The sequence below is a fragment of the Pseudomonas sp. CCOS 191 genome (assembly GCF_001007005.1).
Taxonomy (GTDB): domain Bacteria; phylum Pseudomonadota; class Gammaproteobacteria; order Pseudomonadales; family Pseudomonadaceae; genus Aquipseudomonas; species Aquipseudomonas soli.
In genome coordinates this window covers 48,632-72,297 of sequence record NZ_LN847264.1, presented here as the reverse complement: position 1 = coordinate 72,297, position 23,666 = coordinate 48,632, and the positions used below count along the sequence as shown (strand labels likewise).

Sequence of the window (23,666 nt, the reverse complement as noted above, 5' to 3'; positions counted from 1 at the left end):
TCTGTCAGGCCTCATCGCCGGCAAGCCGGCTCCCACAGGGTCCGCCTACAACCTGTGGGAGCCGGCTTGTCGTGGCGACGAACCGCGGCGATGGGCTGCAAAGCAGCCCCGATTATGCAGGAATAGCTTCGGCCGCCGCCTCCCGCGCCCACACCCGGTGCCCCTCGACTGCCTTGAAGAAGCCCTCGAGCGCCTTCTGGTCATCGCCCAGCAACAGCCCCGCATCTTCCTTGAGCCCCAGCTTGTTCAGCAGCAGCTTGCCCTCACTGGCTACGCCCATGGGCTTGAGATGCTTGTAGGCCTCGAGCAGAAAATGCTTGGCCACGCCGCTGTTTTCCAGCGCCTCCAGCGAAGCCTTGCCCGCCGGCACCCACACGCCGTCGAACATCACCGACGGCATGCCCTCCATCGACGCATCCACCGGCAGCTGCTTGCCACCGGCAGTCTTCACCGGTGCCGACGTCGGTCCCAGCAGCATGGGGCGCGCACTTTGCGCCTCCAGCGCCTTGACCACCTTGTCGACACTCGCGTCATCCACGCCGCCAGCCACCAGGATGGCGATCTTGCGCCCACTGATGCCGATGTCCCCAGGGTGGTTCATCTGGCTCAAGGCCTTTGACTGCGCCGGCTTGCTGCCCTTGACCTTGACCGTGCCGGCCTTCGGCGCCGGCAGCCCGAGGTTGGCCGCCACCGCTGCCGCCAACTTGAGATCGATGTTGGCCAGGATCTCGTTCACCTCCCGCGCCCGGATCGCCTCGCGCTCGACCTTGCCCAGTTCGAAGCTGTAGGCCTTGATGATGTGCTGCTGCTCGGGGGGGCTCATGCTCTGGAAGAACAGCCGCGCCTGGGAGAAATGGTCACCGAACGACTCGCTGCGCTGGCGGATCTTGTTTGCATCGATACGTTCCTGGTAACTCTCGAAACCACCATCCTGCGCGGCGGGCGGTGTTTCCTTCGGCCAGCCGCCATCGATCGAGTTGGGCTCGTAGGAGGCCCGCCCCTTGTCGATGGTCATGCGGTGCATGGCATCGCGCTGGCTGCTGTGATTGGGCGCGACGGGGCGGTTGATCGGGATCTCGTGAAAGTTCGGTCCGCCCAGGCGGCTAATCTGGGTGTCGGTGTAGGAGAACAGCCGGCCCTGCAGCAACGGGTCGTTGCTGAAATCGATGCCCGGCACGATATGCCCGGGGCAGAAGGCGATCTGCTCCACTTCGGCGAAGAAGTTGTCCGGGTTGCGGTCGAGCACCATCTTGCCCAGCGGGATCACCGGCACCAGCTCCTCGGGGATGATCTTGGTCGGGTCGAGCAGGTCGAAGTCGAACTTGTGCTCGTCGGCCTCCGGCACGATCTGCACGCCCAGCTCCCATTCCGGGTAATGACCGGTCTCGATCGCTTCCCACAGGTCGCGGCGGTGGTAGTCGGTGTCCTTGCCGGCAAGCTTCTGGGCTTCGTCCCACAGCACAGAGTGCACGCCCTGGCGCGGCTTCCAGTGGAACTTGACGAAGCTGGCCACGCCTTGGGCATTGATCAACCGGAAGGTATGCACGCCAAAGCCTTCCATCATGCGCAGGCTGCGCGGAATGGCCCGGTCGGACATCGCCCACATGACCATGTGCGCGGATTCCGGCACCAGCGATACGAAGTCCCAGAAGGTATCGTGGGCCGAGCCACCGGTGGGCATCTCGTTGTGCGGTTCGGGTTTGACCGCGTGGACGAAGTCGGGAAACTTGATCGCGTCCTGGATGAAGAACACCGGCATGTTGTTGCCGACCAGATCGAAGTTGCCTTCATCGGTGTAGAACTTCACCGCAAAGCCGCGCACGTCGCGCACCGTGTCGCCCGAGCCACGTGGGCCCTGCACGGTGGAAAAGCGCACGAACACCGGGGTGATTTTCTCGGGATCTTGCAGGAAACCGGCCTTGGTCAGCTCGGCATGGCAGCCGTAGCTCTGGAAGTAGCCATGGGCGCCGGTCCCGCGGGCATGGACGATGCGCTCGGGTATGCGCTCATGGTCGAAGTGGGTGATCTTCTCGCGCATGATGAAGTCTTCGAGCAGCGAAGGCCCACGGGCGCCGGCCTTGAGGCTGTTCTGGTTGTCGGCAACCTTCACCCCCTGGTTGGTGCGCAGCGCCTGGCCGCTGGCGTCGCTGCGAAACGCCTCCATGCTCTGCAGCTTGGCGTTGGTGTTGGCCTTGTCCGGGGTGTCGGTGCCGGCGACAGGGCTGGGCTGTGGCGCCTGGGGCTTCTTGCTGGGCATCTTCGGCTCTCCTCATCAGTCATCAGGCTGCCCGTTCGGGCTTGTTCAATTAGTGACTGGGCCGCCGTCGGATGCGTTCAATCGGATTGCCGACCGTCGCGTTATGCCGATTGGATTGGAGCGTGACGAAATAAATGCTAAGAACACGCAGGGGAAAAGGCTAAAATGCGCGCCCCGGCTAACCGCTGACCCAAATTCCATGCGCCCCACAAGGTTCGCTCAGTGATCGAGTTTCAAAATGTCCACAAGACCTACCGCGTCGCCGGTAGGGATATCCCGGCCCTGAACCCGACCAGCCTGACCATCGAAGATGGCCAGGTGTTCGGCCTGATCGGCCACTCCGGTGCCGGCAAGAGCACCATGCTGCGCCTGATCAACCGCCTCGAGGAGCCGTCCGGCGGCAAGATCGTGGTCGACGGTGAAGACGTCACCGCCTTCGACTCGAACCAGCTGCGGCGCTTCCGCCAGCAGGTCGGCATGATCTTCCAGCACTTCAACCTGCTGGCTTCCAAGACCGTTGCCGACAATGTCGCCCTGCCGCTGGTGCTGGCGGGCGAGCTTTCGCGTGGCGAGATCGACAAGCGCGTCACCGAGCTGCTGGCCCGTGTCGGCCTTTCCGAGCATGCCAGGAAGTACCCGGCGCAACTGTCGGGTGGGCAGAAGCAGCGCGTCGGCATCGCCCGCGCCCTGTCCACCAACCCCAAGATCCTGCTGTGCGACGAAGCCACCAGCGCCCTCGACCCGCAGACCACCGCCTCGGTGCTGCAACTGCTAGCCGAAATCAACCGCGAGCTGAAGCTGACCATCGTGCTGATCACCCATGAGATGGACGTGATCCGCCGGGTCTGCGACCGCGTGGCGGTGATGGACGCCGGGCAGATCGTCGAGCAGGGCCCGGTGGCCGACGTGTTCCTGCACCCGCAGCACGCCACCACCAAGCGTTTCGTCCAGGAAGACGAGCAGGTCGACGAGAACGAGCAACGTGACGATTTCGCCCATGTGCCGGGGCGCATCGTGCGCCTGACCTTCCAGGGCTGCGCCACCTACGCGCCGCTGCTGGGCACCGTGGCCCGCGAAACCGGCGTGGACTACAGCATCCTTGCCGGGCGCATCGACCGCATCAAGGACATTCCCTATGGCCAGCTGACCCTTGCCCTGATCGGTGGAGACATGGAGGCGGCATTCGCCCGCTTCACTGCGGCTGACGTACATATGGAGGTACTGCGTTGATGGACATCCTCAGCTATTTCGCCAACGTCGACTGGGTCGAGATCTGGCAGGCGACCAACGACACCATGGTCATGCTGTTCATCTCGCTGGCCTTCATCATCCTGCTGGGCCTGCCACTGGGCGTCGTGCTGTTCCTGTTCAGCCCACGGCAGATGTTCGAGCACAAGAAGGTCTACGCCGTGCTGGCGACCATCGTCAACATCGTGCGCTCGGTGCCGTTCATCATCCTGCTGATCGTGATGATCCCGATCACGGTGCTGATCACCGGCACCTCGCTGGGCGTTGCCGGTGCCATCCCGCCGCTGGTGGTGGGGACCACGCCGTTCTTCGCGCGGCTGGTGGAAACCGCCCTGCGTGAAGTGGACCGCGGCATCATCGAGGCTACCCAGTCGATGGGCGCCACCACCCGCCAGATCATCTTCAAGGCCGTGCTGCCTGAAGCGATGCCAGGCATCATCGCCGCCATCACCGTGACCGCCATCACCTTGGTGTCCTACACCGCCATGGCCGGCGTGGTCGGGGCCGGTGGCCTGGGTGACCTGTCGATCCGCTTCGGCTACCAACGCTTCCAGACCGACGTGATGATCGTCACCGTGGTGCTGCTGGTCATCCTGGTCCAGGTACTGCAAATGATCGGCGACAAGCTGGTCGTGCATTTTTCCCGTAAGTAACCCCAATGGGGTCGGCCCGGCCGACCCGTTCGGGGGCCGTCGCGGCCCTCACAAGGAGTGATCAATGAAGAAGCTGCTTGCTGTTGTCGCCGCGGTCGCGGCCTTCTCGGCCCACGCCGAGACCCTGACGGTCGCCGCCACCCCGGTGCCGCACGCCGAGATCCTCAACTTCGTCAAGCCGCAGCTGGCGAAGGAAGGCGTGGAACTGAAGGTCAAGGAGTTTACCGACTACATCCAGCCGAACGTGCAGGTGTCGGAAAAGCGCCTGGACGCCAACTTCTTCCAGCACCAGCCGTACCTGGATGAGTTCAACAAGGCCAAGGGTACTCACCTGGTAAGCGTCGCCGGCGTGCACATCGAGCCGCTGGGCGTGTACTCGGCCAAGGTCAAGAAGCTCGACGAACTGCCTTCCGGCGCCGCCGTGGTCATTCCCAACGACGCCACCAACGGCGGCCGCGCCCTGCTGCTGCTGGACAAGGCCGGGGTGATCAAGCTCAAGGACAACACGAACATCCTGTCGACCATCAAGGACATCGCCGAGAACCCGAAGAACCTGAAGTTCCGGGAACTGGAAGCCGCGACCATCCCGCGTGTGCTGACCCAGGTCGATGCCGCCCTGATCAACACCAACTACGCGCTGGAAGCCAAGCTCAACCCGGAAAAAGACGCCCTGGCCATCGAAGGCAAGGACTCTCCGTACGTGAACATCCTGGTGACCCGCGAGGACAACAAGGACGCGGACGCGGTGAAGAAGCTGGTACAGGCCCTGCACTCGCCTGAGGTGAAGCAGTTCATTACCGAGAAGTACAAGGGCGCTGTGGTTCCTGCGTTCTAAGCCGGCAGCCTGGGGTCGCTTCGAGGCCCTATCGCCGGCAAGCCGGCTCCCACAGAGACTGCACGATTGTGGGAGCCGGCTTGCCGGCGAAAGGCCTGCGCAGCAGGCCCAAATATCTCAATCGCGCTTGACCAGCCCCGGCAACTGCGCCACCAGCTTCTGGTTGTTGAACGGCGCGCGGATGAACCCGCGCTGACGCCCGTCAGGCCCGACCACCGCCAGGTTGCCGCTGTGATCCACGGTATACCCGGGCTTGCTGGTATCGGCCGGGATGAACGGGATGCTCAAGGCGTTGGCCAGCTTTTGGGTGTCCTCGATCGACCCCGCCACCCCGACGAAATCCTTGTCGAAATAGCCCAGGTACTGCTTTAGCTGGTTCGGCGTGTCGCGGTTCGGATCGACGCTCACCAGCACCACCTGCAGACGCTCCAGCGCCTCCTTGGGCAGTTCGCTCTTCACCTGGCGCAGCTGGGCCAGGGTGGTCGGGCAGATGTCCGGGCAGTAGGTGTAGCCGAAGAACAGCAATGACCACTTGCCCTTGAGCTGGTCCAGCACCAGCGGCTGGCCGTTCTGGTCGGTCATGGTCACGTCCGGCACGGTACGGCTCTGCGGCAGCAGGATGATGCCGGCATCGATCAGTTCGGTGGGGTTCAACTGACCACGGTCGTTGAGCACCTTGTTGACGGTCAGGCCCATGATCAGCGCGACCAGGGCAACGAGGATGAAGACGGTTTTCTGGGTTCGGGTCATAGGTTCAGCAACAGGTAGTGGTCTACGAGCAACGCGATGAACAGGGCGAACAGGTAGCCGATAGAGTACTTGAACGTCTTGATCGCCGCGTGCGGCCGGGTGCCACGGTACAACACCCAGGCCCAGTGCAGGAAGCGCAGGCCCAGCACCAGGGCACAGGCCAGGTACAGCGGGCCGCTCATGTGAATGGCGTAGGGCAACAGGCTCACGGCCAGCAATATCAAGGTGTAGAGCAGGATATGCAGGGCCGTGTAACGCTCGCCATGGGTAACGGGTAGCATGGGAATATCAGCTTTTGCGTACTCCTCCTTGCGATGAATCGCAAGGGCCCAGAAGTGCGGCGGTGTCCAGGCGAAGATGATCAGCACCAGCAGCAGCGGCTCGGCGCCCAGGTGCCCGCTTACCGCCACCCAGCCCAGCAATGGCGGCGCGGCCCCGGCCAGGCCGCCGATCACGATGTTCTGCGGCGTGGCTCGCTTGAGAAAACCGGTGTAGAGCACCGCGTAACCCAGCAGCGAGGCCAGGGTCAGCCAGGCGGTGAGGGGGTTGGTGAACGCCAGCAGCAAAACCATCCCCGCCACGGCCAGCAGCAGGGCGAACAGCAGTGCCGGCAAGGGCGCGACCCGGCCCTGGGCCAGCGGGCGCTTGTGGGTGCGGGCCATCAGCGCATCGACGCGGCGGTCGACCACGTGGTTGACCGCCGCCGCGGCACCCGCGCACAAGCCAATCCCCAGGTTGCCGAACAGCAGGACGTTCCAGGCCACCCCCGCGCGGGTGGCGAGAAACATCCCCACCAGCGAGGTGATCAGCATCAACACCACCACCTTCGGCTTGGTCAGTTCCAGATAGTCGCGCCATCCGGCGCGCTGGTGCTCCGTGCTCAGAACCGTCGCCACGAATCGTTCCTCATGTGATGAGTGAGTTGCCCCCCGACCACCGGGGTCAGGCGCCAGCCATGGCCCACGCGAACCTTGTCGACCACGCGGATGCGGTAGTTCACCAGCACCATGGTCAGCAGCAGCAGCACACCGCCGGCATTGTGGGCAACAGCCACGCCCAGCGGCAGGTGGAACAATACATTGCTGATGCCCAGGCTTAACTGCAGCGCCAGCGCCAGCAGTACCAGGCGCGCCAGGCCGCTCAGGCCATGGCGGTGCAGCTTCCAGCCGAGCATCGATAGAACCGCCAGCACCAGCATTGCCCCGAGCCGGTGGCTGACATGGATCGCCGTGCGCGCATCGCTGTCCAGTTGCCCGCCCAGGTAATTGGGGCCGACATGCTGGGTCAGGTGGAAGCCGTTGCTGAAGTCCGCCGCCGGCCACCACTGGCCATGACAGGTAGGCAGGTCGATGCAGGCCACCGCCGCGTAGTTGGCGCTGACCCAACCCCCCAGGGCGATCTGGCCGATCACCACCAACAGCGCCAGCGCCGCGATCCGTCGCAGGCTCAGCGGCAGTTTCGGCAAGGGCGCAAAGGCCCGGGATAGACGCAGGGATAGCAGGAAAAGCAGGCTCACCGTGGTGAAACCGCCAAGCAGGTGCGCGGTCACCACCTGGGGCCACAGTTTCAGTGTCACGGTCCACATGCCGAACGCCGCCTGGGCCAGCACGACCCCTAGCAGCAACACCGGCAGGCGGTAGGGCTGGCCGTCATGGGCATGCCGGCGTACAGCCTGGAAGGCAAGCAGTGCGATCACCAGCGCCAGGGTGCCGGCGAAATAGCGATGGACCATCTCCGCCCAGCCCTTGGCTTCTTCCACCGGGTGCTCAGGGAAGTGCAGCTCGGCATGGGCCAGTTGGGCATCGGTCTTGGGCACGCTGATGAAGCCGTAGCACCCCGGCCAGTCGGGGCAGCCAAGACCGGCGTGAGTCAGGCGAGTGTAGGCGCCGAGCAGCACGACCAGCAGCGCCAGCAGCGTGGCGAACACAGCAAGGCGGAATCCGGGTCTGGCCATGGCAGCCTCCTAGCCGATGTTGGACAGCTTGAGCAGGTGACGCAGGTCGTCCAGCACATGCTTGCCCTTGACCTTGGCGTCGTAGCGCAGCACCAGGTTGCCGTGAGGATCGACGATCCACAGTTGCGGGGCAGTGTCGCCGACCTTCTGGATATAGCGCTGGGCGTCCAGCGGGTAGCGTTGCAACTGCGGGTACTCACGGCCCAGCAGCGCCTGGTAGTCAGCGGCCAGCGGCTGGGCCGCCGCCAGGGCATGGCTGGCGCGGCTGGCATCGCGGCCCAGGCCGACCTGGATCTGCCGGGCCAGGTACACCAGTTGCTGGCATTCCTCGACACAGGCGCCCGGGGCGCTGACCAACAGCTGCCAACGCTCGTCCTGGGCATCGATGCCGATATCGGCCCGGCCCTCGCCATTGCCGATCATCACACCGTGATAGCTGCGACCTTCCGGTACCCAGAACTTGAGCTTGTACATGCTGGTGGCAAGGATCATCGGCCCGAGCACGACGAACAGGATCAACAGCAGTTGCAGGCGCCCGCGGGGCTTGCGGCGGTCAGGCACGTCCAGTGGACTCGTGGCGGCGGCCATGGCGGTTCTCCTTGTCGTTGTGATGCCAGCCGAAATACAGGTAGAGCAGGACCAGCGCGCTGGCCAGGGCGAACCACTGCACGGCGTAGCCCTGGTGTTTTTCCGGCCCCATGGCGACCACCGGCCAGTCCAGGCGGTAGGCGGCAGGGCCTGGCTGCAGGCGTAGTTCCTGGGCAAAGCCCTCACGGCCCAGTTGCTGCCAGAGCCCGGCCGGTTCGATTGCCGTCAGCAGTTGCGGCCACTGGCCGTCGGGGTTGTCCGGGTGCAGCTGGAAGGTCTTGCCCGGTGGCACGTAGACCGTGGCGTCCAGCGCCAGCGCCTGGCTCGGCGTGTCGAAGCGCACCGGCACGCGGCGGTCGGGCCACGCCAGCCAGCCGCGATTGACCAGCAACCACAGGCCGCTGGCCTGGTCGTGGAAGGGCTGCAGCAGCTCGACGCCGGCCTTGCCATCACGCATCTGGTTGTCCAGCAGCAGGCTGTGACCGGCATCGAACCGGCCATACAGGTGCACGGGGTAGAACGCCGGATCCGGCAGCTGGCGCAACCGGTCAGCGGTGACCGGCGCCTCGATCTGGCGCTCGGTGTAGGTAGCCAGCAGGTCACGCTTTTCGTCGGCGCGCCGCAGTTGCCAGCAGCCGAGCGCGATCAACCCCGGCAGCAGCGCAAGCACCACCAGGGTCGGTATCAGGCCTGGGCGAAACGGCTTCACCAGGGCCTCGTGAGGTCGAGCGCTATACTTGTATCCATCACCGCATCCCCCGGAGTTTCGCCATGCTCAAGGCCGCAATTGTCCTGATGCTGCTGGCCACCATCGCCAGCCTGTTCAGTGGCCTGGTGTTCCTGGTCAAGGACGACGACCAGTCGACCCGCCTGCTCAAGGCCCTTACCGTGCGCGTCGCCCTCGCCACCCTGACCATCGCCCTGGTGGCCTGGGGCCTGATCAGTGGGCAACTGGTATCGCACGCCCCCTTCTGAATTCACACCATCCCTGTAGGAGCGGCTTCAGCCGCGATCACCCGCGAAGCCGCACTACAGGACATACACAAAGATGAACAGCCCCACCCACACCACATCGACGAAGTGCCAGTACCAGCTCGCCGCCTCGAAACCGAAGTGCTTGTCCGGCTCGAAGTGCCCGCGCAGCACCCGGCAGAACATCACGAACAGGATCAACGTGCCCAAGGTCACGTGCGCGCCGTGGAACCCGGTCAGCATGAAGAACGTCGCGCCGTAGATGCCCGAGCCCAGGGTCAGCCCGAGTTTGTTGTAGGCCTCGTGGTACTCGTAGGCCTGCAGGGCGAGGAACGCCAGCCCCAGCAGGATCGTCAGCCCCAGCCACAGCTTCAGCGTGCCGCGGTGCCCCTTGCGCAGGGCGTGGTGGGCGATGGTCACGGTGACGCTGGAACTCACCAGCAGGATGGTATTGATCAGCGGCAGGTGCCACGGATCGATGACTTCCTTCGGTGGCGGGAACAGTTTCGGGTCCGGTGTGTGCAGCAGCGGCCAGACGAACTCGAAGTTGGGCCAGAGCATGTGCGTCACGCCCTTGGCCCCATCGCCCCCCAGCCACGGCCCCGCCAGCACCCGCACGTAGAACAGCGCGCCGAAGAAGGCCAGGAAGAACATCACCTCGGAGAAGATGAACCAGCTCATGCCCCAGCGGAACGAGCGGTCCATCTGCGCACTGTAGAGCCCGGCGTGGCTTTCCTTGACCACCGCGCCGAACCAGCCGAACAGCATGTAGGCCAGGAACAGCGCGCCGACGAAGAAGATCAGCGGTCCGTGGGACTCCGGGTGGCCGGCCTTGAGGTCGTTGAACCAGGTGCCGAGCCCGAACACGGTGATGAACATGCCGATCGTGGCAATGATCGGCCACTTGCTCTGCGCCGGTACGTAGTAATGCTCGTGGCTTGCCATGATGTATCTCCTTCCCTCAGCGGGCGCCCTCGGTCGCGGCGTGGGCGACCGGGGGGTGGCGAGCGGTGATGTCGAACAGGGTGTAGGCCAGGGTCAGGTGTTTCACCGACTCCGGCAGGTCGCGGTCGACGATGAAGCGCACCGGCATCTCGATGCGCTCGCCCGGCTGCAGGACCTGCTGGGTGAAACAGAAGCACTCGGTCTTGTGGAAGTACGCCGCGGCCTCGGCAGGGGTGATGCTGGGGATGGCCTGGGCGCTCATGGGCTGGTTGGTCGGGTTGCGGGCCACGAAGATCATCTGGTTCACGGCCCCCGGGTTGACCTCGATCTGGTCGGCGGTGGAGTGGAACTCCCAGCTCATGTCGCCGGCATTGGTCGACATGAACTGCACCCGCACCGAACGGGTCGGGTCGCTCACCTGGGTGCCCGCGTACTGCCCGCCGGTCTTGCCGTTGATGCCGAAGGCCTTGCACATCACGTCGTAGATCGGCACCAGGGCAAAGCCGAAGGCGAACATCACCACGGTCAGCATCAGCAGGCGGCTGACCAGGCGTTTGAGCGACAAGCCGTCCATGGGCGAGCTCCTACTTCACTTCCGGCGGCGTCTGGAAGGTGTGATAAGGCGCTGGTGAAGGGATCGACCACTCCAGCCCCTCGGCACCGTCCCAGGGCTTGGCTGGTGCCGGCACACCACCGCGGATGCACTTGATGACGATGAACAGGAAGAAGATCTGCGTGGCGCCGAACATGAAGGCGCCGATCGACGAGACCATGTTGAAGTCGGCGAACTGCAGGTTGTAGTCGGGGATGCGCCGGGGCATGCCGGCCAGGCCGACGAAATGCATGGGGAAGAAGGCCAGGTTCATGCCGACGAACGACAGCCAGAAGTGCAGCTTGCCCAAGGTTTCGTCGTACATGTGCCCGGTCCATTTCGGCAGCCAGTAGTAGGCCGAGGCAAAGATGCCGAAGATCGCCCCGGGCACCAGCACGTAGTGGAAGTGGGCGACCACGAAGTAGGTGTCGTGGTACTGGAAGTCCGCCGGCGCGATGGCCAGCATCAGCCCGGAGAAGCCGCCGATGGTGAACAGGATGACGAAGGCGATGGCGAACAGCATCGGCGTCTCGAAGGTCAGCGAGCCCTCCCACATGGTGCTGACCCAGTTGAACACCTTCACCCCGGTGGGCACGGCGATCAGCATGGTGGCGTACATGAAGAACAGCTCGCCCACCACCGGGATGCCGACCACGAACATGTGGTGGGCCCAGACGATGAACGACAGGAAGGCGATCGCCCCGGTGGCGTAGACCATCGAGGTGTAGCCGAACAGCGGCTTGCGCGAGAACGCCGGGATGATCGAGCTGACCGCGCCGAAGGCCGGCAGGATCATGATGTACACCTCGGGGTGACCGAAGAACCAGAACACATGCTGGAACAACACTGGGTCACCGCCGCCGGCGGCGCTGAAGAAGCTGGTGCCGAAATGGATGTCCATCAGCATCATGGTCACCACGCCGGCCAGCACCGGCATCACCGCGATCAGCAGGAACGCGGTGATCAGCCAGGTCCAGACGAACAGCGGCATTTTCATCAAGGTCATGCCGGGGGCGCGCAGGTTGAGGATGGTGGCGATCACGTTGATCGCGCCCATGATCGAGCTGATGCCCATCAAGTGGATGGCGAAGATGAAGAAGGTCACGCTGGCCGGGGCGTAGGTGGTCGACAGCGGGGCATAGAAGGTCCAGCCGAAGTTCGGTCCGCCACCGGGGCTGAACAGGGTCGAGACCAGCAGCAGGAACGCCGCTGGCAGCAGCCAGAAGCTGAAGTTGTTCATCCGCGGCAGGGCCATGTCCGGCGCGCCGATCATCAGCGGGATCATCCAGTTGGCCAGGCCGACGAAGGCCGGCATCACCGCGCCGAACACCATGATCAGCCCGTGCATGGTGGTCATCTGGTTGAAGAACGCAGGCTCCACGATCTGCAGGCCGGGCTGGAACAGCTCGGCGCGGATCACCATGGCGAACGAGCCGCCGAGCAGGAACATGGTGAAGGCGAACCACAGGTACATCGTGCCGATGTCCTTGTGGTTGGTGGTCAGCACCCAGCGCATCAGGCCCTTGGCCGGGCCGTGGGCGTGTTCATGACCGTGGGCGTGGTCGTCGATCACTGCACTCATGTCCTGTCTCCTGCAATCCACTGACTGCCGCGGGTAGCCCGGCTCATTGCGCTTCGGCCTGCTTGAGCGCCAGCACGTCCTTCGGCGTGACCATGTCGCCCTTGTTGTTGCCCCAGGCGTTGCGCTCGTAGGTGACCACCGCGGCGATATCGACTTCCGAAAGCTGCTTGCCGAATGCCGCCATGGCGGTGCCCGGCTTGCCGTGGAAGACGATGCCCAGGTGCGCTTCCTTGGGCCCGGTGGCGATCTTCGAGCCCTTGAGGGCAGGGAACATCGGCGGCAACCCCTGGCCCTCGGCCTGGTGACAGGCCACGCAGGTGGTGTGGTAGACCTTGTCGCCACGTGCCACCAGCTCTTCGAGGGTCCATTCCTTGCTGGTCAGCTCCTTGAGCTTGGCCGCCTCGGCCTTGCGCTCGCCGAGCCAGGTGTCGTAGTCGGCCTTGGATTTCACCTCGACCACCACCGGCATGAAGCCGTGGTCCTTGCCGCACAGTTCGGTGCACTGGCCACGGTAGATCCCGGGCTTCTCGACCCGGGTCCAGGCTTCGTTGACGAAGCCGGGGATGGCATCACGCTTGACCGCGAAGGCCGGCACCCACCAGGAATGGATGACGTCGGCGGCGGTCACCAGGAAGCGCACCTTGGCGCCCACCGGCAGCACCAGCGGCTGGTCGACTTCGAGCAGATAGTGCTCGTCCTTCGGTGAATTGTTGTGGATCTGCTCGGCGGGGGTGGCCAGATTGCTGAAGAACTCGACGTCCTGGCCCAGGTACTTGTAGTGCCACTTCCACTGGTAGCCGGTGACCTGGATATCGATGTCCGAGTCGCTGGCGTCGTAGATGTCGATCAGGGTCTTGGTGGCCGGGATGGCCATGGCCACGAGGATCAGGAAGGGCACGACGGTCCAGAGGATCTCGACCCAGGTGTGCTCGTGGAAGTGCGCGGCCTGCTGCCCGGTGGAACGGCGGTGGACGACCATCGACCAGAACATCGCGCCGAACACCACGATACCGATGATCACGCAGACCCAGAAGATGGTCATGTGCAGGTCGAACACCGCGTGGGAGACTTCCGTCGCCCCGGGCGCCATGTTCACCGTCCATGCTGCCTGTGCCTGACCAAACAATGACCACAGCAACAGGCCCATCCAGACATGTGGATGTCGCATCATTGCGGGTTCCCCTTATCGTTCTTGTAGTCCCGGAGGCGTGGACGACCTGCTACGACAAAGGGGGGAACGGTGGCCAAGACTGCCTGGCTTCGACGACCGAGCCCCCTGCTTAAGGCAGTCGGGCCTCATCAACGAATCACGTTTCAAGCGGAGTATAGACACCGACGAATGGGGCGCAACGCAGGGATCGAAATGATCTTCACGCAACCAAACGTTTGCGCTGAAAGGCGCATGGATACTGGGCCGGGACACAATAATGGCACATTGATATAGCCAATTTCCTACACGTGCCTAAGAGATATAACAAATGCGTCTTAGCGATTCTCGTAAGCAAGCTAACTTAGTGTCTTCCGTTTGTAACGCCTTGTCCCTGGAGTTGTCATGAACATCGCTGCTGTACGCGAGCAGATCGAAAACGCCCATCAACATGAGAGCCGCACAGGCCAACTGAAAAGCCGTCTCGAGAAGCAACTGCCACACCTGCACCCTTCGATCCACCTACCCCAGCAGGACGCCCAGGGTACTTTGGCCCGCTTCGTCGGCGCCTATATCAACGAGGTTCCAGAACTGCTCGAAGCCGCGCACACCGTGGCCCTCGAGGCCGGCATCGAATCGCAGATCAAGCCGGTGCTGAAGATTGCCGAGGCCTATTTCCTGCAGCCACCGAGCGTGATGGCGGGGCAGGTCGGGCTGGATTGCCTGTTGGACGAGGCCTACCTGGCGCATCGCCTGGTCGAGGAGGTCAACGACCTGTATATCCGCCATTTCCAGCAGCCGCTGATTCCGGTGGATACCACGGTCGCCAACCTGATCGCCCACCAGCTGATCGGCGAGACCTTCGCCAACCAGCTGGATGAGGTGGTGCATCACTCGGTGGACGAGATGCTCGATGACGAGAGCTTCGCCGTGGAGTCAGTGGAGCGCTATCGCGACAAGCTGTCGAACCCGGAGACCGGAGAGGCCTGGAAACGCTGGCCATGCCTGTCGCGCCGGCTGGGCGTGGAGTTGAGCCAGTCGGCCTGAGCTTGAATCCAGAGTGTTTCGACTGGCCTCATCGCCGGCAAGCCGGCTCCCACAAGTACAACGCAGGGTTTGATACCGGCGCCGTCATTGTGGGAGCCGGCTTGCCGGCGATGGGCCGCTAGGCGGCCCTCTTAGACGCCAACCCCCGCCGTAGTCCGCAACCTTCCCTCGACCCGCCGCTTCAGACGCCGCTGCTCCAGCACCAGCCGCGAGCCCTTGGCTGCGCCGCTGCGCCCCCAGTCTTCCAGCAGCTCCAGACAGGAATGGTCGATATAGCTCAGGTTGCCGAGCGGCACGTGCAGCGTGGTTCCCTCCGGCACGGAATCCAGCACCTGGGTCAGCGCCGGCACCTTGAGGAAGGTGGCCGCGCCGCCAAGGCGAAGCTCCATGTGCCCCGGCTCGTCCAGCGCCACCAGGTTGATCTTCAGCCGGGCCGCCTTCAGCGCCAGTTTCAGCAGGGTCAGGGCAAAGCCCAGCAGCACGCCGGTCAGCAAGTCGGTAAAGATGATTGCCAGGGCCGTCGCCGCATAGGTGAACATCGGCATCCGCCCGTAGCGGCCAAGACCACGGAAAGCCTTCAAGTCCACCAGTTTAACGCCTGTATAGACCAGCACCCCGGCCAGGCTGGCCACCGGGATCTGCTGCAGCACACTGCTCAGCGCCACGACGAACGCCAACAACCACAGGCCATGCAGGATCGCCGAGGCGCGAGTCTGCGCACCGGCCTGGACATTGGCCGAACTGCGTACGATCACACCGGTCATCGGCAATGCGCCGAGCACGCCGCACAGCATGTTGCCGATACCCTGCGCCGACAGCTCTCGGTCGAAATCCGAGCGCTGGCCACTGTGCATGCGATCGACTGCCGCCGCGGACAACAAGGTCTCGGCGCTGGCGATGAAGGCCAAGGCGAAGGCCGCCACCAGCAGGGTCGGGTCGGCCAGCTTGAGCAGGTCGTCCGGGCGCAGCCAGTCAATGGCCTCGGACAGATCCGCAGGCACCTGCACGCGGTTGACCGGCAGTGCCAGCCACAAGCTGACAGCGGTCATTGCCGCCACACCGAGCAATGCACCGGGAATGAAGCGCAGGCGTTGCGGACGTAAACGCTCCCAACCCCACATGATGGCGATGGTGCCCAGGCCCAACGCGCCGGCCTGCCAACCGGCGCCTGCGCTTTCCAGCGGCAGCGCCGAGGCCAGCGTCGCCGGGAAGCCCAGCAGGTTGTCCACGCCCGATGGCTGGGGCGCTGTATCGAACATCACGTGCACTTGGGACAGCACGATCAGCACGCCGATCCCGGCAAGCATGCCGTACACCACCGCCGGCGCGGTGACCCGGAACCAGCAGCCCAAGCGCAAGCGCCCGGCCAGCAGTTGCAGCAGGCCGGCCAGCAGCAGGATAGGCCCGAGCATGGCCACGCCATGCTGGCGCACCAGCTCGAACACCAGCACCGCCAGGCCCGCCGCCGGGCCGCTGACCTGCAACGGTGAGCCGGCGAGGAAGCCCACGACGATGCCACCGATGATCCCGGTGATCAGCCCCTTTGCGGGCGGCATGCCCGAGGCGATGGCGATGCCCATGCACAAGGGCAGGGCCACCAGGAAGACCACCACCGAAGCCAGCAACTCACGCGGCAGGGCCGCCTTTATCTGTGTCATGTTCACCATGTAGCTCCTTTCTAGATTCACGGCCATTCCGCTGGCCGCTAGCACGGGGAAGCCTGAACGACGCGCAGGCGTGGGCCGCCAGCGGGACTGCCGGCACGGCATTCAGGAAGATTCAAGGCAGGCGAAGGCCGCGCCGCACCCATCGGGTGCAGCCGGCAATCAAGGCTTGTTCAGCGTGTTGGGGTCGCTTAGTAGCGGCCTCTCGGTGTGGCAGAAGGGATCGACTCGCCTGCGGTCAGCGGCAGGAAGCGGTCGCTGGCGGCATCGTAGGCTTCGATCTGGCTGGTTTCGATGTCGTAGATCCAGCCATGGATGTGCAACTGGCCCGCCGCCAGGCGCGACGCGACCGAAGGATGGGTGCGCAGGTGGTGCAGCTGGGCGATGACGTTTTCCTTGGTCAGCAGCTGCATGCTTTCGTGCTCGCTGCCGCAGGAGCAGTTGTCCTCGATCACGGTCCGCGCCACTTCGGCATGGCGCAGCCAGGCGGAGACGGTCGGCATCTTGGCCAGCGATTGCGGGTTGAGCACCGCACGCATGGCGCCGCAGTCGGAGTGACCGCAGACGATGATGTGGTGCACGCCCAAGGCCAGCACCGCGTACTCGATGGCGCTGGACACACCGCCGTTCATCTGCCCATACGGCGGTACGACGTTACCGACGTTACGGGTGACGAACAGGTCGCCCGGCGAACTTTGGGTGATCAGCTCAGGGACGATGCGCGAATCGGCGCAGGTGATGAACATGGCCCGCGGCTTCTGCGCGGTGGCCAGTTTCTTGAACAGCTCTTGCTGTTCGGGGAAGACTTCGGTGTGGAACCGCAGGAAGCCGTCGACGATATGCTTGAGGGCGGCATCGGCGCTTTCGGCGGGTGCGGCCGGGACAACCTTGGATGGGTCCTTGACGGGCATGATTCATCCTCTGGACGGTTTGAAAGTGAATTCCATGTTACCGGGGAAAGATCAGGGTGACGCGGGGATTTAGATGACGCGCACAGGTAAATAATCACAGTCACCGCTGACTCATGACTCACGCTAGCGTAGGAAACTTAACTGAAACTTAATTGCGCAGGCTCTAGAACGGGCGTTCTGGATAGGCGAGGGGAGAACTGGATAATAGCAAAAAAGCATCAGATGCCAAGCTTCATGAGTGAAATTGTTGGGTTGCTTTAGTTGTACTTATAGAGCTCGACTTCCCGATTGAACGAGCCGCTGGCTAGAACAGCGCCATCTGTGCACCGGGAGGACAGAAGGCGCTGCAATCAAGCGCCAACTCCTCCCGTCCTTCGAACCCCAGCCGCCTGGCCGCCTTGCGAAAGCGCTGCGCCAGCAAGTCCGCGAACACCCCTTCACCGCGCATCCGCGCACCGAAGCGGCTGTCGTACAGTTCACCGCCCCGGCTCTGACGAATCAGGCTCAGCACATGCGTGGCCCGCTGTGGGTAGTGATCGTGCAGCCACTGCTCGAACAACGGCGCCACCTCCAGCGGCAAGCGCAGCATCATGTACGCCGCGCTCTGCGCGCCGGCCTCCTTCGCCGCCTCCAGCAAGTGCTCCAGTTCGCTGTCATTGATCATCGGGATCATCGGCGAGCACAGCACGCCCACCGGAACACCCGCCTCACGCAGCACGCGAATAGCGCGCAGGCGTGCCTTTGGAGCGGCCGCACGTGGTTCGAGGGTGCGCTTGAGCTCATCGTCCAGGGTGGTGAGGCTGATCATCACCCGCGCCAGGCGCTGGCTGGCCAACTCGCTCAGCAGGTCCAGGTCGCGCAGCACCAGCGAGCCCTTGGTGACGATGGTCACTGGGTGGCGGTAACGCAGCAGAACTTCGAGCAGGCGCCGGGTCAGCTGTTGTTCGCGCTCGATGGGCTGATAAGGGTCGGTGTTGGACCCCAGGTTGATCGGCGCACAGACGTAGCCAGGCTTGCTCAGTTGCTGCTCGAGCACCTCGGCGGCGTTGGTCTTGGCGATCAGCTTGGTTTCGAAGTCCAGGCCGGGGGAGAGGTCCCAGTAGGCGTGGCTGGGACGGGCGTAACAGTAGATGCAGCCATGCTCGCAACCGCGATAGGGGTTGATAGAACGGTCGAAAGGCAGGTCGGGTGAAGTGTTGCGCGCGATGATGGTCTTCGCCACCTCGATCCGGACCTCGGTGCCCTGGGTTATCGGCACCTCCTGGTACCACCCGTCATCCTCGGCCACCGCACGACTCGGGGCGAAACGGTTGTGCGGATTGCTGGCGGTGCCGCGGCCGCGGATGGGAGAAGTAGACATGACGACAACCCATTTACTGTATTTTTGTACAGTACAATGAGTCGTCATCGATAACCAGTACCGTCAGGCAGGCTGATGCCAGTCACGGTAGGCCGCCAGGGAAAGCCCCCTGCCGACGAACGCGTTGAATGAAGCGGAAAGCCCGCGCAAAGCAATCTTGGTCATGAGCTCCCGCCGCATGATCCGCGCGACCTCCCGCTGATCGACACCTTGTTCCTCGAAACGGGTGAACGCATCGATGGCATGCGCCTGGGCCCATTTGTAGCTGTAGTACCCGGCCTCATAACCTGTCACCAGGTAGTCGAAAGACTCGGCGAAGCGCTCCTGCGCGAATGCCGCAGGAAGCCCGACCAGATGACTGGCCTGGCGGGCCAGGTCTTGCAGGTCAAGACGTGCATCCCCATCCCGGTGCGCAATGAAGTCGAACCAGGCACGCCGCAACTTCTCGGCCTCGGCCACACCCCGCAGCCGCCGCCGGCTCGCCAGCCAGCGCCGCAAGGCTTCCAGGGGAACCGGGGCAGTATCCGCCATGAGGGCAGTGACGCCTTGCAGAGCAGGTGCGGACCAGCACCATTGCTCGAACAGGATGCCAACGAACTCGCAGCTGTCCGGGCCGAGCATCGCCGGCAGGGTGCGATTGAGGCGACGATGACGATGGGTCACGAGAATCTGGTGCAGCGCATGGCCGAACTCATGATGGAACTTGCACAAATCGCTGTGACCAAGGCGCGACGTAGATCCATCGGGGCCGTGTGCGAAGGAGCAGGACAGCAAGGTGGTTGGCAATGTCAGCGCACCGCCGGTATCGACATGGCGCTGACGCATGGGGTAGCAGTACGGCCAGGACACTTTGCCAGGGCGCGCGTGAAGGTCGAGGTAGATGTACCCCAGGACGCTACCCTGCTCGCATACCTCCAGCACTTGCACATCTGCGTGCCAGACCGCGACGGCACGCGGCACCATGCGGATATCGAACAATCGCTCGTGCAGCTCGCGCAAAGCGGTCAGGGCTGTATCGAGTGGGAAGCGATCACGCAGTTGCAGCCCGGCGACAGCATCGTCCCTGATTTTCCTGGTCAGATAAGCGATATCCCAAGGCTCAAGCGCCCCCATACCCAACTGGTCAGCCCGCTCCTGCAGTTCCTTGAGGTCGGCCTGCAGCCTGGGACGGTTCTCTTCGATCAGACCCTCGATGAATGTTTCGACCTCGCTTGTGGTACGAGCAGCTTTCAGCTCGAGCCCGACCTCGGCAGCGTTGGCCAATCCCAGCAGCTGGGCCCGCTCGTGTCGCAAACGCAACAACGCTTGCATTACCTGGGCATTGTCGTGGTCAGGGTCCGTTGCCAGCGATCGGGAGGCTCGATAAACCCAGGCACGCAGCGAGCGATCATCAGCCGATTCGAGAATCGCCTCGACGGTCGTTTCCCCCAGGTCGATCAGCCAGCCATCCAGCTCCTCTTCCTGGGCGTTGTCACGCAGGCGTCGCCGTTGCGGTCGGTCAAGACCACTCAATTGCGATTCATCGGTCAACAAACGTGCCCCGGCACTTCGAGCGCCGCTCAGATTGCTCATGAACTGCCATTCGAGCCCGCTAATGGCAGCTTCGGTCGCGCGCAATTGGGCCCGTTCAGCGCCCCCCAGCTGAAAGCCACCCAGGCGAAAGTCCCTGAGAAGCCTCGACAGCACCACACGTTGCTCAGTGTCGAGTGTCGCCTCGTCGATGCGTTGATAGGCCTGCAACAGCCCCGGGCATTCATGTTTACGTCGCTTCCAGTCGCCGAGCAAACCATGGCAGGCACTCACCGCATCGGCCCAATCCCCGCCCTCGTAAGCGAGGGGGACCAGTGAGTGAAAAGTGTCCTCCAGCCGCTGGTCGAGCCGCTCGATTGCCAGGACCAGGTCATTCCATCCAGGAACATGCGCCTGATCGGCAACGATCCGCTCAAGCGCTGTCAGGTTGGCATCATGAATCTGGCGAACGGCCGGTTCGAGCTGCTCGGGCCGCAACGACGCGTAATCAAGCAGCCCGCCAGGAAGAAAAACGAATGGGTGGGTCATCGTGCACCTCGGTGCGGGTCAAGGGACCTACACCTTAGTGACCCACCCAAGCGGTACAGGCAGCAATATCTACCTTGAGCCCAAAGAGCGTCCCGAGGGCGCCCGAAAGGTCGTTATTCCGAAGGCTTCTTCAGCTTCGGATTGGGGAAGAACTGCACGGTCTGCACCTTGGCCGGCGGCGCTTTCGGCGCCAGGTGGTTGACCCGGGTGCCGAGCTCGCTGGGTACTGACAGGCCTTGTTCGTTCAGGGTGTCAGTGAACCCACAGGCCACGCACTCACGGTGCGGCACGCCGTCCTCGTTCCACATCATCAGCTTGTCCATCTCGCTGCATGCCGGGCAAACCGCCCCGGCGATGAAGCGTCGCTTGCTCTTGCTCACGGCTACCTCACTCATGCCGCCGCGTCCTCGGTGAGGCCGCTGTGGCGCAACAATGCATCGATGGAAGGCTCGCGGCCACGGAAGTCAACGAACAGCACCATCGGCTCGCGGGAACCGCCACGGGCCAGGATGGCTTCGCGGAAGGCGCGGCCGGTCTCGGCGTTGAGCACACCTTCTTCCTCAAAGCGCGAGAAGGCGTCGGCCGACAGCACTTCGGCCCACTTGTAGCTGTAGTAACCCGCCGCATAACCGCCGGCGAAGATGTGCGCGAAGCTGTTGGGGAAGCGGTTGTAGGCCGGCGGACGCATCACCGAGACCTCGTCACGCACGCCCTCGAGCACCTGCAGCACGCTGCGGCCGTCGCCGTGGGTGGCGTGCAGCTCGAAGTCGAACAGCGAGAACTCCAGCTGGCGCACCATCATCATGCCGGACTGGAAGTTCTTCGCCGCGAGCATCTTGTCCAGCAGGTCCTGGGGCAATGCCTCACCGGTCTCGTAGTGGCCGGAGATCAGCGCCAGGCCCTCGGGCTCCCAGCACCAGTTCTCCATGAACTGGCTCGGCAGCTCCACCGCATCCCAGGCCACACCGTTGATGCCGGACACACCCGCATGCTCGATGCGGGTCAGCAGGTGGTGCAGGCCGTGCCCGAACTCGTGGAACAGGGTGGTGACTTCGTCGTGGGTAAGCAGCGCGGGCTTGCCGGGCGTGGCCGGGGTGAAGTTGCACACCAGGTTGGCCACCGGGCTCTGCAGGCTGCCATTGGCGGTGCGGCGATGGTCGCGGGCGCCATCCATCCAGGCACCGCCACGCTTGTTGGCGCGGGCATAGAGGTCGAAGAAGAAGCGGCCGACGTGCTGGCCGTTTTCCTTGATTTCGAACAGGCGCACGTCCGGGTGCCAGCTGTCGAAGCCCTTGAGTTCGTTGATCTCGATGCCGTACAGGCGCTGCACGATGACGAACAGGCCGGACAGCACCTTGTCGATCGGGAAGTAGGCGCGCAGCGCTTCCTGGGACACGCTGTAGCGCTGCTCGCGCAGCTTCTCGCCGAAGTACCCGGCGTCCCAGCTGGCCAGCTCGGGGGTGCCTTGCTCGGCGGCATAGGCCTTGAGCTGCTCCAGGTCCTGGGCGGCGAATGGTTTGGAACGCTTGGCCAGGTCGCGCAGGAAGCTCAGCACCTGGTCGCTGGATTCGGCCATCTTGGTGGCCAGGCTCAGCTCGGCGAAGTTCTTGTAACCCAGCAGCCCGGCCAATTCCTGGCGCAGGTCGAGGATCTCTTCCATCACCGGGCCGTTGTCGAACTGGCCGGCATTCGGGCCCTGGTCGGAGGCACGGGTGCAGTAGGCGGCATACAGCTCTTCGCGCAGGGCGCGGTCGCTGGCGTAGGTCATCACTGCGTAGTAGCTGGGGAACTCCAGGGTGATCAGCCAGCCGTCCAGGCCCTTGGCCTGCGCTGCGGCGGCCATCTGCGCCTTGGCCGAGTCGGTCAGGCCAGCCAGCGCGGCTTCGTCGGTGACGTGCTTGGTCCAGGCCTGGGTGGCGTCGAGCAGTTGGTTGGAGAAGCGGCTGCCCAGTTCGCTGAGCTTGCTCTGCACCTCGGCGTAGCGCTGCTGCTTGTCGGCCGGCAAGTCGATGCCCGACAGGCGGAAATCGCGCAGGGCGTGGTCGATGATGGTCTTCTGCGCCACGTCGAAGCTTGCGGCTTCAGGGCTGGCGGCCAGGGCCTCATAAGCTTCGAACAGGGCACGGTTCTGGCCCAGTTCGGTGGAATAGGCGCTCAGGGCCGGCAGGCACGACTCGTAGGCCTCGCGCAGTTCCTGGCTGTTGCACACCGCGTTGAGGTGGCTGACCGGGCTCCAGGCGGCGCCCAGGCGGTCGTTGAGTTCGTCCATTGCCAGCACCAGGCCGGCCCAGGTCGGGTTCTTGCCCTGCTTTTCAAGGATCTCGGCGATAGCCTTGCGGTTGTCGGCGAGGATCTGCTCGATCGCCGGCAGCACATGCTCGGCGCGGATCGCCGAGAAGGGCGGCAGATCATGGGACTGCAGCAGCGGGTTGTTCGCACTCACGGTTCGGGTACCTTGGCAGGAGAAACACGGGACCATCTTAATTACAATCGACGCCGACCGCAGCAGGCAGCCTGCCTATCGGCATTGCAGAGGAACACTATCATGGCCATCCGCGCGTTTCGGGAACACACGCCGAAAGTGGGACCACGGGCCTTCGTCGACCGTTCGGCGGTGGTCATCGGCGACGTCGAGATCGGCGAGGACAGCTCGATCTGGCCGTTGACCGTGGTGCGTGGCGACATGCACCGCATCCGTATCGGCGCACGCACCAGCGTGCAGGACGGCAGCGTGCTGCACATCACCCACGCCGGGCCCTTCAACCCCGATGGCTACCCACTGATCATAGGCGACGAGGTGACCATCGGTCACAAAGTCATGCTGCATGGCTGTACCCTGGGCAATCGCATCCTGGTCGGCATGGGCAGCACCATCATGGACGGCGCCATCGTCGAGGACGAAGTGATCATCGGCGCCGGCAGCCTGGTGCCACCCGGCAAACGCCTGGTCAGCGGCTACCTGTACATGGGCAGCCCGGTGAAGCAGGTGCGCCTGCTGAGCGAGCAGGAACACGCGTTCTTCCCCTACAGCGCCGGCAACTACGTCAAGCTCAAGGACCAGCACCTGGCCGAAGGCTACGACCTCCCGGAATGAATTCGACTG

22 protein-coding genes are annotated in these 23,666 nt (G+C 63.9%); 6 read left to right on the top strand and 16 right to left on the bottom strand.

What is annotated here, in order from left to right; genetic code table 11:
- Positions 1 to 112 precede the first annotated feature (112 nt).
- Entirely contained in the window at positions 113 to 2,257 is a 2,145-nt protein-coding gene (gene katE, locus CCOS191_RS00355) for a catalase HPII (RefSeq protein WP_046853612.1), read from the bottom strand.
- A 222-nt stretch (positions 2,258 to 2,479) separates the two neighbouring features.
- Between katE and CCOS191_RS00350 the strand changes: the two genes are divergently transcribed.
- The 3 genes from CCOS191_RS00350 to CCOS191_RS00340 all read left to right on the top strand — a co-directional run bounded on the left by CCOS191_RS00350 (position 2,480) and on the right by CCOS191_RS00340 (position 4,993).
- On the top strand, positions 2,480 to 3,487 hold the full coding sequence (locus CCOS191_RS00350; RefSeq protein WP_046853611.1) for a methionine ABC transporter ATP-binding protein: 1,008 nt from the start codon (positions 2,480 to 2,482) through the stop codon (positions 3,485 to 3,487).
- The gene (locus CCOS191_RS00345; RefSeq protein ID WP_023632566.1) at positions 3,487 to 4,158 is read left to right on the top strand and encodes a methionine ABC transporter permease; all 672 of its coding nucleotides are present in this window, start codon (positions 3,487 to 3,489) and stop codon (positions 4,156 to 4,158) included. Before CCOS191_RS00350 ends, CCOS191_RS00345 begins: the two co-directional genes overlap by 1 nt.
- 64 nt (positions 4,159 to 4,222) lie before the next feature.
- Positions 4,223 to 4,993, top strand: a complete 771-nt coding sequence (locus CCOS191_RS00340; RefSeq protein ID WP_046853610.1) for a MetQ/NlpA family ABC transporter substrate-binding protein — start codon at positions 4,223 to 4,225, stop codon at positions 4,991 to 4,993.
- A 117-nt stretch (positions 4,994 to 5,110) separates the two neighbouring features.
- Here the strand turns inward: CCOS191_RS00340 and CCOS191_RS00335 are convergent, their stop codons facing one another.
- From CCOS191_RS00335 to CCOS191_RS00315, 5 genes are read right to left on the bottom strand one after another with little or no spacing between them, the layout of a single operon-like run.
- On the bottom strand, positions 5,111 to 5,743 hold the full coding sequence (locus CCOS191_RS00335) for an SCO family protein (protein WP_028688687.1): 633 nt from the start codon (positions 5,741 to 5,743) through the stop codon (positions 5,111 to 5,113).
- Positions 5,740 to 6,639: a heme o synthase gene (gene cyoE, locus CCOS191_RS00330; protein WP_046853609.1), complete on the bottom strand. Its 900-nt coding sequence runs from the start codon at positions 6,637 to 6,639 to the stop codon at positions 5,740 to 5,742. Before cyoE ends, CCOS191_RS00335 begins: the two co-directional genes overlap by 4 nt.
- Positions 6,624 to 7,697 carry a COX15/CtaA family protein gene (locus CCOS191_RS00325; protein WP_046853608.1) on the bottom strand — a complete coding sequence of 358 codons (1,074 nt, stop codon included), beginning with the start codon at positions 7,695 to 7,697 and terminating at the stop codon, positions 6,624 to 6,626. Before CCOS191_RS00325 ends, cyoE begins: the two co-directional genes overlap by 16 nt.
- A 9-nt stretch (positions 7,698 to 7,706) precedes the next feature.
- Positions 7,707 to 8,285 (bottom strand): hypothetical protein, encoded by a 579-nt coding sequence (locus tag CCOS191_RS00320; protein ID WP_046853607.1) that lies wholly within the window; start codon positions 8,283 to 8,285, stop codon positions 7,707 to 7,709.
- Positions 8,251 to 8,994: an SURF1 family protein gene (locus CCOS191_RS00315; protein ID WP_046853606.1), complete on the bottom strand. Its 744-nt coding sequence runs from the start codon at positions 8,992 to 8,994 to the stop codon at positions 8,251 to 8,253. Before CCOS191_RS00315 ends, CCOS191_RS00320 begins: the two co-directional genes overlap by 35 nt.
- A gap of 62 nt (positions 8,995 to 9,056) precedes the next feature.
- Here CCOS191_RS00315 and CCOS191_RS00310 point away from each other — a divergent pair, with 62 nt between their 5' ends.
- The gene (locus tag CCOS191_RS00310; RefSeq protein ID WP_023628968.1) at positions 9,057 to 9,260 is read left to right on the top strand and encodes a twin transmembrane helix small protein; all 204 of its coding nucleotides are present in this window, start codon (positions 9,057 to 9,059) and stop codon (positions 9,258 to 9,260) included.
- A gap of 54 nt (positions 9,261 to 9,314) precedes the next feature.
- Here the strand turns inward: CCOS191_RS00310 and CCOS191_RS00305 are convergent, their stop codons facing one another.
- From CCOS191_RS00305 to coxB, 4 genes are read right to left on the bottom strand one after another with little or no spacing between them, the layout of a single operon-like run.
- A complete protein-coding gene (locus tag CCOS191_RS00305; RefSeq protein WP_031314487.1) occupies positions 9,315 to 10,202 on the bottom strand; it encodes a cytochrome c oxidase subunit 3 in 888 nt (295 codons plus the stop codon).
- A 16-nt stretch (positions 10,203 to 10,218) separates the two neighbouring features.
- Positions 10,219 to 10,776 (bottom strand): cytochrome c oxidase assembly protein, encoded by a 558-nt coding sequence (locus tag CCOS191_RS00300; protein ID WP_038707108.1) that lies wholly within the window; start codon positions 10,774 to 10,776, stop codon positions 10,219 to 10,221.
- A gap of 10 nt (positions 10,777 to 10,786) precedes the next feature.
- Positions 10,787 to 12,376, bottom strand: coding sequence for a cytochrome c oxidase subunit I (gene ctaD / locus CCOS191_RS00295; protein WP_046853605.1), 1,590 nt, complete (start codon positions 12,374 to 12,376; stop codon positions 10,787 to 10,789).
- Positions 12,377 to 12,419: 43 nt separating this feature from the next.
- Positions 12,420 to 13,547 carry a cytochrome c oxidase subunit II gene (gene coxB, locus CCOS191_RS00290; RefSeq protein WP_046853604.1) on the bottom strand — a complete coding sequence of 376 codons (1,128 nt, stop codon included), beginning with the start codon at positions 13,545 to 13,547 and terminating at the stop codon, positions 12,420 to 12,422.
- Positions 13,548 to 13,928: 381 nt separating this feature from the next.
- Here coxB and CCOS191_RS00285 point away from each other — a divergent pair, with 381 nt between their 5' ends.
- Entirely contained in the window at positions 13,929 to 14,570 is a 642-nt protein-coding gene (locus CCOS191_RS00285) for a hypothetical protein (protein ID WP_046853603.1), read from the top strand.
- 131 nt (positions 14,571 to 14,701) lie between these two features.
- Here CCOS191_RS00285 and CCOS191_RS00280 read toward each other — a convergent pair whose 3' ends face one another.
- The 6 genes from CCOS191_RS00280 to prlC form a co-directional block, all read right to left on the bottom strand.
- Positions 14,702 to 16,237 carry a SulP family inorganic anion transporter gene (locus tag CCOS191_RS00280; protein ID WP_442963657.1) on the bottom strand — a complete coding sequence of 512 codons (1,536 nt, stop codon included), beginning with the start codon at positions 16,235 to 16,237 and terminating at the stop codon, positions 14,702 to 14,704.
- Between the two features lie 188 nt (positions 16,238 to 16,425).
- The gene (locus CCOS191_RS00275; RefSeq protein ID WP_023628961.1) at positions 16,426 to 17,145 is read right to left on the bottom strand and encodes a carbonic anhydrase; all 720 of its coding nucleotides are present in this window, start codon (positions 17,143 to 17,145) and stop codon (positions 16,426 to 16,428) included.
- 304 nt (positions 17,146 to 17,449) lie between these two features.
- Complete coding sequence (locus CCOS191_RS00270; protein ID WP_046853602.1) at positions 17,450 to 18,505, bottom strand: PA0069 family radical SAM protein; 1,056 nt, start codon at positions 18,503 to 18,505, stop codon at positions 17,450 to 17,452.
- A gap of 63 nt (positions 18,506 to 18,568) precedes the next feature.
- Positions 18,569 to 20,563: a M3 family metallopeptidase gene (locus tag CCOS191_RS00265; RefSeq protein ID WP_046853601.1), complete on the bottom strand. Its 1,995-nt coding sequence runs from the start codon at positions 20,561 to 20,563 to the stop codon at positions 18,569 to 18,571.
- 113 nt (positions 20,564 to 20,676) lie between these two features.
- On the bottom strand, positions 20,677 to 20,958 hold the full coding sequence (locus CCOS191_RS00260) for a YheV family putative zinc ribbon protein (RefSeq protein WP_046853600.1): 282 nt from the start codon (positions 20,956 to 20,958) through the stop codon (positions 20,677 to 20,679).
- Positions 20,955 to 23,042: an oligopeptidase A gene (gene prlC, locus CCOS191_RS00255; protein ID WP_082120337.1), complete on the bottom strand. Its 2,088-nt coding sequence runs from the start codon at positions 23,040 to 23,042 to the stop codon at positions 20,955 to 20,957. Before prlC ends, CCOS191_RS00260 begins: the two co-directional genes overlap by 4 nt.
- A gap of 66 nt (positions 23,043 to 23,108) precedes the next feature.
- Between prlC and CCOS191_RS00250 the strand changes: the two genes are divergently transcribed.
- Positions 23,109 to 23,657 carry a gamma carbonic anhydrase family protein gene (locus CCOS191_RS00250; protein ID WP_046853598.1) on the top strand — a complete coding sequence of 183 codons (549 nt, stop codon included), beginning with the start codon at positions 23,109 to 23,111 and terminating at the stop codon, positions 23,655 to 23,657.
- The last annotated feature ends 9 nt before the right edge of the window (positions 23,658 to 23,666 follow it).

Bases quoted from the DNA above. Each gene is read 5' to 3' on its own strand.
- CCOS191_RS00285 (WP_046853603.1), top strand. From the start codon at position 13,929: ATGAACATCGCTGCTGTACGCGAGCAGATCGAAAACGCCCATCAACAT.
- CCOS191_RS00280 (WP_442963657.1), bottom strand. From the start codon at position 16,237: ATGGTGAACATGACACAGATAAAGGCGGCCCTGCCGCGTGAGTTGCTG.
- CCOS191_RS00325 (WP_046853608.1), bottom strand. From the start codon at position 7,697: ATGGCCAGACCCGGATTCCGCCTTGCTGTGTTCGCCACGCTGCTGGCG.
- CCOS191_RS00265 (WP_046853601.1), bottom strand. From the start codon at position 20,563: ATGACCCACCCATTCGTTTTTCTTCCTGGCGGGCTGCTTGATTACGCG.
- prlC (WP_082120337.1), bottom strand. From the start codon at position 23,042: ATGGTCCCGTGTTTCTCCTGCCAAGGTACCCGAACCGTGAGTGCGAAC.
- CCOS191_RS00305 (WP_031314487.1), bottom strand. From the start codon at position 10,202: ATGGCAAGCCACGAGCATTACTACGTACCGGCGCAGAGCAAGTGGCCG.
- CCOS191_RS00250 (WP_046853598.1), top strand. From the start codon at position 23,109: ATGGCCATCCGCGCGTTTCGGGAACACACGCCGAAAGTGGGACCACGG.
- CCOS191_RS00345 (WP_023632566.1), top strand. From the start codon at position 3,487: ATGGACATCCTCAGCTATTTCGCCAACGTCGACTGGGTCGAGATCTGG.
- CCOS191_RS00270 (WP_046853602.1), bottom strand. From the start codon at position 18,505: ATGTCTACTTCTCCCATCCGCGGCCGCGGCACCGCCAGCAATCCGCAC.
- ctaD (WP_046853605.1), bottom strand. From the start codon at position 12,376: ATGAGTGCAGTGATCGACGACCACGCCCACGGTCATGAACACGCCCAC.
- CCOS191_RS00260 (WP_046853600.1), bottom strand. From the start codon at position 20,958: ATGAGTGAGGTAGCCGTGAGCAAGAGCAAGCGACGCTTCATCGCCGGG.
- CCOS191_RS00335 (WP_028688687.1), bottom strand. From the start codon at position 5,743: ATGACCCGAACCCAGAAAACCGTCTTCATCCTCGTTGCCCTGGTCGCG.
- katE (WP_046853612.1), bottom strand. From the start codon at position 2,257: ATGCCCAGCAAGAAGCCCCAGGCGCCACAGCCCAGCCCTGTCGCCGGC.
- CCOS191_RS00340 (WP_046853610.1), top strand. From the start codon at position 4,223: ATGAAGAAGCTGCTTGCTGTTGTCGCCGCGGTCGCGGCCTTCTCGGCC.
- coxB (WP_046853604.1), bottom strand. From the start codon at position 13,547: ATGATGCGACATCCACATGTCTGGATGGGCCTGTTGCTGTGGTCATTG.
- CCOS191_RS00275 (WP_023628961.1), bottom strand. From the start codon at position 17,145: ATGCCCGTCAAGGACCCATCCAAGGTTGTCCCGGCCGCACCCGCCGAA.
- CCOS191_RS00310 (WP_023628968.1), top strand. From the start codon at position 9,057: ATGCTCAAGGCCGCAATTGTCCTGATGCTGCTGGCCACCATCGCCAGC.
- CCOS191_RS00320 (WP_046853607.1), bottom strand. From the start codon at position 8,285: ATGGCCGCCGCCACGAGTCCACTGGACGTGCCTGACCGCCGCAAGCCC.
- CCOS191_RS00300 (WP_038707108.1), bottom strand. From the start codon at position 10,776: ATGGACGGCTTGTCGCTCAAACGCCTGGTCAGCCGCCTGCTGATGCTG.